Consider the following 6,539-nt stretch of genomic DNA (forward strand, 5'->3'; position numbering starts at 1 on the left):
CGTCAAATAGCCCACACCTTGCCATCAAGATGAGGGCTTAGATAAGCTGGATGGAAAAAATAACGAAGGCTCGCGGCGACCGCAAGGCTTTCCCGCGAACGAGCCGGGAAAGCCTTGGAGCGCCTTCGGTCATTTGTTCAAGGCGTACAAATAATTATACTTCGTCGCGTGCTTCTGTTCGTCCATCAAAATCCCCAGCACCGTGTCCTTGTAGACGCCGGGAGGCAGGGCCGACCAGATGGTCCGGTATCTCTCAACTGCCGCCAATTCGCCGAACAGAGCCGTAACGAGCCCGCTCAGATAGGAGCGAGGCTTCTCGTATGGCTCTTCGGCCGCGAGCGGGATATCCTGTCCCGTCAATTCTCTGTACATGCTTCTGAACATGCGGTTGTGTCCTCGCTCGTCGTCGCGAATAGAGGCGATGATCTTCTTCTGTTCCTGCGTCGGAGCCAACTTGATCATGTCATCGTAGAACAATTCGTCGTGCCGCTCACCCTGCACAGCTTCCTTGATCATATCCAGCGCATGGGCGTAGGTGGTCGCCCAAACCGGCTGGAACGTTTGGCGGTAACCGTAAACCGGTGCACTCCAATACATACTTATGACTCCTTTTGATTAAGATTCATTCCTAGAATATGCGAATGCCCAGTCCGGGGACTGGGCATTTTTCGTATCCGTCCGATTCGTTCATGCTGTGTCTTCCTCTCTTGCTTCTCGGATCGCGTCCCGATTTAGAAGGGGCGGTCGCTGCATTTGATCGAATCGGTCGGGCATCCGTCGAAGGCGTCCTGCAGATCGTCGTGCAGACTCTTGGGAAATGCCGTTACTCCTCTGTTCGGTCGTTATCGTAAATGGCCGTCGCCAGCCCCTCATCGTCATAATCGAGTTGTTCCCTCCAAGGTTGTTGTCTGCGGGCTTTCGAACATGAAAGCTTGACCACGAGTATAAGGAACCAATCTTTAATTTAGCTTAAACGGCGATAAGATCGAATTTCAGATTCGGGACGCGCAGGCTTCGCCGGGCGTTTCGAGAACTTGAATCGTAACACCTGATAGAAGTTGCCGGCCAGCAGTCCGATGTACAAGTAGATCAACCCTCCAAACAGCCCGTAGATAACGGCCCCCGCAGCGCCGGCGATCGCTCCGAATACGATCTGGTCCGTCGTTTTGGCCGGCGAAGTCGGCGGGTCGGTCAGCATCAGCATGGCGAAAAACAGCGCTGCGTTGATAAACGGCGGCCGCAGCGCGTCATAAAAGCCGCCCGTCCGCAAGCTTTCCGCGTGCAAAGGGAGTACACCGGCGTCCAGGACGAACAGAGCGAGGAGATAAACAACTGCGAAAGAGAACACTTGAGGAAATTTCTGAATCCGGTTGGTCACCCAGAAGCCGCCGATCAGAACGACCGGCAGGAACCAGCCCGGCAAATCCCCGAACGCCCCCCACCAGCTTTGCTGCGCATGAAAGATCGGAACGGACAGAAGCAGTCCGAACGCCGCCGGGTTGAAAAGCGGCTTTTTCCGGTAGGCTAGCAGGTGCTTGGACAAAATGGAGACGGCGGCGGTGGCTGCAACGACGTACCAAGGGGACGTTACGCTCAGGATCAAGGAGACAATCAGGCCGGTAATGAACGCGCCGTCGGGAAAAATTCGCTTCCTTCGCTCGATCAGGCAGCAGCCGACGTCGAAGGCAACCGCCGATCCGACCGCAATCAGGGCATTCTTCGCGCCACCCCAATCGCGGGAAGCGGCAGAGGCGATTCCCAGGAAGGCGGGCAGGATCAGCAGAACGTTTCCTTTCGGCGACTTGAGCCATACCTTCGGTTTCATTTCTCACATTCCTCCAACCTTGACGATCCGTAAATCCGGCATGATGAAAACGCCGCGAAGCTCCGCCCGTTCAAGGAGAGATAGGGCCTCTTCCTGCGCCAGCAAGAATGCGGCGGTCGAAAAGGCGTCCGCCAGCATGGCGTAGGGAGCGACGACACTGCAGCTGACCCAGGCGTTCGGCGACCGCTTCGTGCGCGGATTGACGATATGATGAACGCCGTCTGCGGCGGCGCTTATTCGCTCGTAGCTCCCGGACGTGCAGATGGCTTCGTTCGATATGTCGACCGTCTGAATGATGTCGTCCCGCCGTTCGGGATGACGGATCCCGATGTTCCAGACGTTATTTCGCCCATCTGCCCCACCCGCGAACAGATCGCCGCCGGCGTTGACGATGAATCGTTCGAATCGGCTAAGCTCCCGTGCCGCCAGATCGATGGCGAACCCTTTGGCCACCGCTCCCAGATCGATTACCATCGGCTTCCGAAGCCGCATAGTCCGATTGTGCTTGTCCAGTTCGATGTCCTGATAAGTGGCGGAATCGTCTGAGGGATTGTTCCCGATTTCGCCTGTCAAGTAGCGGCGGTTGAAGCCGAACTTCTCCATCGTACCACCCACCGTCGGGTCGAAGACGCCGCTAGTCCAGTCGGCAAGCTCCAACGAGAACTTCAGCGGTTCGAACAAGTAGGGCCCGACCGCCACCGGAACGCCGATCCGCCGGCAAGCTCTCATGAGCTCGCTGTCGGGATGAAACCGACTGCATGCGTCCTCCACCTTGCGAAAAGCCGAGAAAGCCCGTTCGATCGCGGCTTCCGCTTCTTCCTCTGGCCGCTCGGTCGTTACCTGAATGTCGACGACGGTATCCATATACAATTTCGTTTTTCGCATCGTTCACATACTGCCTTAATTGATCCTAGCCTGCGACAGCGCATCAGCCACCGCATCCTCGAAAGCCCGCGTGCTGTACGTGGCGCCGGATACGTTGTCTACCTGCGAGCTTTGCTTCTGCAGCACTTCGTCCGGCAGGTTCACGACATCGCTCTCGGAGTAATGCATGGCGAAATCGCTGATTTCCACGTCCGTAATTTTGTCGAGCTTCACCGTGACGGCGACTTGAATATATCCTCGCCGATTGCTGCCCGTCCCCGTATAGGTGCCGTCATTGTAGCGTTTGTTGGCCGAACTTGGACTCGGACTCGACGCCGTCGCGCTCGCGGACGGAAGAGCGGAAGCGGAGTCGTTTGAAGATTCGCCATCCTCGTTCGTAAGAGCCGAATTGCCGGAAAGCGGGTTCCCTGTGGGTAGCGAACTGTCTCCGGAAGCCGGACCGTTCGAAGACAGGCTGCCTGGCGCCTGTAGCCCCGTACCCGGTTGCGGCAGGTACGCCTGGGCGTTCGACGCGTAATACTCGGAAGCATAAATGACGCCGATCGCGGCGGAACAAAGAACGATCCATTTCTTTTGCATTTTGGCCATCGCCAACCCTCCTTCAGCCATAGGACTAGTGTAGCAGGGCAATATTTAAATTTTCTTAAAGCCAGGCTTTCTGGTAAGATGGATGTGATGATGACACCGGAACGGATGGGATCAGAATGCGGGTGCTGGTGGTGGAGGATGACGCTTCCCTGCTTCGAATCGTTCGCGATGTCTTCGAAGGCGAAGGATTCGCGACCGATGGAGCGGATACGGGCGATGCAGGATGGTATTGGGCTGAACAGGCCGTTCACGATTTGATCGTTCTCGACGTGATGCTGCCGGGAATGAACGGAATCGATATCGTCCGCAAGCTGAGAGCCAAAAGATTGGACATTCCGGTTATTCTCCTGACGGCTAAGGATGCTGTGGAGGATCTGGTGGCCGGGCTAGATGCGGGAGCGGACGACTACGTCACGAAACCTTTCGCTGTCTCCGAGCTGCTAGCCCGCACCCGGGCTGTTCTGCGCCGGAAGGGCACAATCGGGCAGGAAGGCGAACTGACCGGCGGCCCCGTCCGACTTGTTCCTTCGGTCAGGGCGGCGTTCGTCGGCGACACGCCGTTGAACTTGACGGTCAAGGAGTACGAACTGCTGGAATGCTTTCTCTGCAACAAATGTTTCAAGAAAACCATCTGACTCTCGGGCTATTTTTTCCTATCGAATCCTACGAAGGCAGCATTCCGGAAATGAACCTCGAAAAGCAGATCCAACCTTCGTCACCCTTTGCACGTGGCGAAAGCCGCCGCTTCCATCGACCGCCTGTCCGGCGAACGGCTCGTTCTCGGAGTGGCGACCGGGGACCGTCCGATCGAATATCCGGCCTTCTCCGTCGATTTCGAAAAGCGCGGCGCTTTGTTTCAAGAAGCCGATTCGGTCATGAAAACCGCGTGGAAGGAGAGCTCTCCGGCGATCCGTTCGCCGCGTGTCGATATGTCTCACGGCGATCTTCTGCCCAAACCGCGCCTGTCGGATATACCCGTGCTGGTAACCGGCCACAGCTCGCAATCCCCTGAATGGATTGCCCAAAGTAGCGATGGTTGGATGTCTTATCCCCGGAACGTGAAATTCCAAGCGGAATTGATTCAGCATTGGCGCTCGCTCACCGATGAGTTTAAACCCTTCAGTCAGTCCCTCTATATCGATTTGGCGGAGGACCCGAATCATGCCCCGATTCATTCATTTGGGGTTCCGGATCGGGCGCAATCCGCTGATCGAATTCATTCGGCTTCTTCAAAATGTGGGCGTCAATCATGTGATCATCAACTTGAAATACGGACATCGTCCTGTTGAAGAAGTGATCGAAGAACTGGGAGAAGAAGTTCTACCGCACTTTCCCGCGTTAAGCGGCGAGCAGCATGGCGTGTCGTGAATATGGGATCAACTGACCGACGCTTCTATTGGGCCCCTGGGTCAAACAGAAGCGGAACCGATTCGCTGCAAAGAAGGAGTGCGCAACTATGGCTTACCGTGGGTCGAGCGCCACGAGGACGCGGTGCGTCTGTGCCGGCGGCTGAATCATACCCAGTTGGGGATCCTGTTCTGCGGCTACCACTGGTACGCCGTCGACGGAACCAATCTAACGGGCATACTGGAAGCGGCGGCGCCATACCTGAAACAAGCGAACCTGTCCGGCAGCCGTCGGAATCCGCACGGTTTTGGGAACATTGCGACGATCGAGCCGCTCGACGAAGGCGAGTTGGACAATTTCGCTTTGTTAGGGCAGCTGAAAAAGATCGGTTTTCAAGGCATGATCGGCTTTCAGGGTTGGAGTGAGGGGGGCGACGCTTACTTGAAGCTGAGTCGCTCGCTCCGGGCATTCCGCGACATGGAACGGCGTCTTAAGGCACATCCGCACTGGGCGGAATTGAAATTGCTTCCGTAACTTAACGTAACTTAATATAAGGGAAGACAACGACTCGGCAAACACATCTGGCTCGGTAATTGCCGGGGATGAGGAGTTCGAACGAATGACAGACTCGTTGACTGTTCGGGATATTTTGCAGCGCCCTTACTTTCAGGGATCGACCGTTTACGCAAGCGAAAAAGCATTGCAGCGTGTGGTGGAATGGGTTCATATATTGGAAGTCGCGGAAGTCGGCCATCTGCTGAACGGAAATGAGCTGATTCTGACAACCGGTCTGGTCTGGCAGCATAACGAAGAGATGAGCCTTTCTTTTTTACGGCAAATTATGGACCGCAACGCTTCCGGGCTGTGCATCGAGATCGGAAGAGTGATAAACGGCATTCCGGATGCCATGATACGAATGGCGGAGCAAGCCGACTTTCCTTTGATTTTGATCACCCATGAAATTCGTTATATCGACATCACCCGCGACATTCATACGTGGATCATCAACCTTCAGCAGAAGAAGATCGCGGAACTGGAGAATTTATCCGTACGTTTTAACGAGCTGATTCTGTCGGGGACAGGATTGCAGCCGCTGCTCAACCTTTTCCATGACACGACAAGCAAGCCGATCGTATACCTGCCGTTGGAAGGAAAGCCGTTATGCGTACCTTCCCTTCCCCTTGATCGGCAGCAAAAAATCCTCGAGCAAATGTTGGCGTTGAACAAACAACAAGACCCGCGAGTCAGCACCCATCAAATTCGCGTGATGGGCTTTGAAATCGGAGAGTTGCTCATTTGGTCGGAAGAGAGCCTGGACAAATACGATCTTCTCGCTCTGGACCGCTGCGCTACCGCGGTTGCGCAAGAACAGATGCGGACCATCTTTTGGGAAGAAAGAAGAATGTACAGGCAAAATCAATGGGTTCACGATTGGTTGGCCGGCAATCATGAGGAAAAAGAGATCAAGGAATATATCCTATCTTTGATACCGACGTACAAGCCTGGTCAAAATACGGTCATTGTCTTCGAACCCGAACTAAAAACATTGCGGTCGCCCGATTTTGAAACGGCCCTGATTCAAAAAAACGGGATTGCTCGTACGATATTTGAACAAGAAGGATTTTTCCTCATTCCCGCCTTGATGAACAAACAGATTATTTAGGGCTTGCTGAACAAGATCAATTTAAGCTGCTCCCAACGCATGAGCCTAGACCGTGATTTTCTTTGCGGTTTTCATGCAAAAAATCGGACGGAACGCAATGAATCTGAAAAAAGAGAAAAAAAGAACCCGCAGTCGCCGTTCCAGGTTCATAACCAGAAACTGGATAGCGATGACAGTTAAACTTGTATGAGCACCGCGGGAGCAAATTCGGCCCAAACCCAACTTGCGTTT

8 protein-coding genes and 2 pseudogenes are annotated in these 6,539 nt (G+C 54.6%); 4 read left to right on the plus strand and 6 right to left on the minus strand.

Annotated elements, in window-relative coordinates; all coding sequences use genetic code 11:
* Nucleotides 1-129 precede the first annotated feature (129 nt).
* The 5 genes and pseudogenes from G485_RS0106875 to G485_RS0106890 form a co-directional block, all read right to left on the minus strand.
* Nucleotides 130-597, minus strand: coding sequence for a ferritin-like domain-containing protein (locus tag G485_RS0106875; protein WP_027091952.1), 468 nt, complete (start codon nucleotides 595-597; stop codon nucleotides 130-132).
* 134 nt (nucleotides 598-731) lie between these two features.
* Nucleotides 732-883, minus strand: a pseudogene (locus G485_RS30805) (ferredoxin family protein); the annotation flags it as partial.
* Between the two features lie 81 nt (nucleotides 884-964).
* Nucleotides 965-1,825 (minus strand): RnfABCDGE type electron transport complex subunit D, encoded by an 861-nt coding sequence (locus G485_RS25445; protein WP_051318085.1) that lies wholly within the window; start codon nucleotides 1,823-1,825, stop codon nucleotides 965-967.
* 3 nt (nucleotides 1,826-1,828) lie between these two features.
* Entirely contained in the window at nucleotides 1,829-2,710 is an 882-nt protein-coding gene (locus G485_RS0106885) for an FAD:protein FMN transferase (protein ID WP_027091953.1), read from the minus strand.
* 15 nt (nucleotides 2,711-2,725) lie between these two features.
* Nucleotides 2,726-3,298, minus strand: coding sequence for an FMN-binding protein (locus G485_RS0106890; protein ID WP_027091954.1), 573 nt, complete (start codon nucleotides 3,296-3,298; stop codon nucleotides 2,726-2,728).
* A gap of 116 nt (nucleotides 3,299-3,414) precedes the next feature.
* Between G485_RS0106890 and G485_RS25450 the strand changes: the two genes are divergently transcribed.
* The 4 genes and pseudogenes from G485_RS25450 to G485_RS25465 all read left to right on the plus strand — a co-directional run bounded on the left by G485_RS25450 (nucleotide 3,415) and on the right by G485_RS25465 (nucleotide 6,308).
* Nucleotides 3,415-3,933: a response regulator transcription factor gene (locus G485_RS25450; RefSeq protein WP_035155138.1), complete on the plus strand. Its 519-nt coding sequence runs from the start codon at nucleotides 3,415-3,417 to the stop codon at nucleotides 3,931-3,933.
* Nucleotides 3,894-4,666 (plus strand): annotated as a pseudogene (locus G485_RS25455) (LLM class flavin-dependent oxidoreductase). Before G485_RS25450 ends, G485_RS25455 begins: the two are co-directional and overlap by 40 nt.
* 78 nt (nucleotides 4,667-4,744) lie before the next feature.
* On the plus strand, nucleotides 4,745-5,179 hold the full coding sequence (locus tag G485_RS25460; protein ID WP_240489085.1) for a TIM barrel protein: 435 nt from the start codon (nucleotides 4,745-4,747) through the stop codon (nucleotides 5,177-5,179).
* An 85-nt stretch (nucleotides 5,180-5,264) separates the two neighbouring features.
* Nucleotides 5,265-6,308 carry a PucR family transcriptional regulator ligand-binding domain-containing protein gene (locus tag G485_RS25465; RefSeq protein ID WP_035155144.1) on the plus strand — a complete coding sequence of 348 codons (1,044 nt, stop codon included), beginning with the start codon at nucleotides 5,265-5,267 and terminating at the stop codon, nucleotides 6,306-6,308.
* 45 nt (nucleotides 6,309-6,353) lie between these two features.
* On the opposite strand, the gene G485_RS28845 is transcribed toward G485_RS25465, so the two are convergent.
* The coding region (locus tag G485_RS28845; protein WP_027091957.1) for a hypothetical protein at nucleotides 6,354-6,539 on the minus strand (186 nt) is incomplete at its 5' end.

The organism is Cohnella thermotolerans DSM 17683, from assembly GCF_000429825.1.
GTDB classification, from domain to species: domain Bacteria; phylum Bacillota; class Bacilli; order Paenibacillales; family Paenibacillaceae; genus Cohnella; species Cohnella thermotolerans.

Coding starts and splice junctions, on each gene's coding strand:
- G485_RS0106875 (WP_027091952.1), bottom strand. CDS start 597: ATGTATTGGAGTGCACCGGTTTACGGTTACCGCCAAACGTTCCAGCCG.
- G485_RS25445 (WP_051318085.1), bottom strand. CDS start 1,825: ATGAAACCGAAGGTATGGCTCAAGTCGCCGAAAGGAAACGTTCTGCTG.
- G485_RS0106885 (WP_027091953.1), bottom strand. CDS start 2,710: ATGCGAAAAACGAAATTGTATATGGATACCGTCGTCGACATTCAGGTA.
- G485_RS0106890 (WP_027091954.1), bottom strand. CDS start 3,298: ATGGCCAAAATGCAAAAGAAATGGATCGTTCTTTGTTCCGCCGCGATC.
- G485_RS25450 (WP_035155138.1), top strand. CDS start 3,415: ATGCGGGTGCTGGTGGTGGAGGATGACGCTTCCCTGCTTCGAATCGTT.
- G485_RS25465 (WP_035155144.1), top strand. CDS start 5,265: ATGACAGACTCGTTGACTGTTCGGGATATTTTGCAGCGCCCTTACTTT.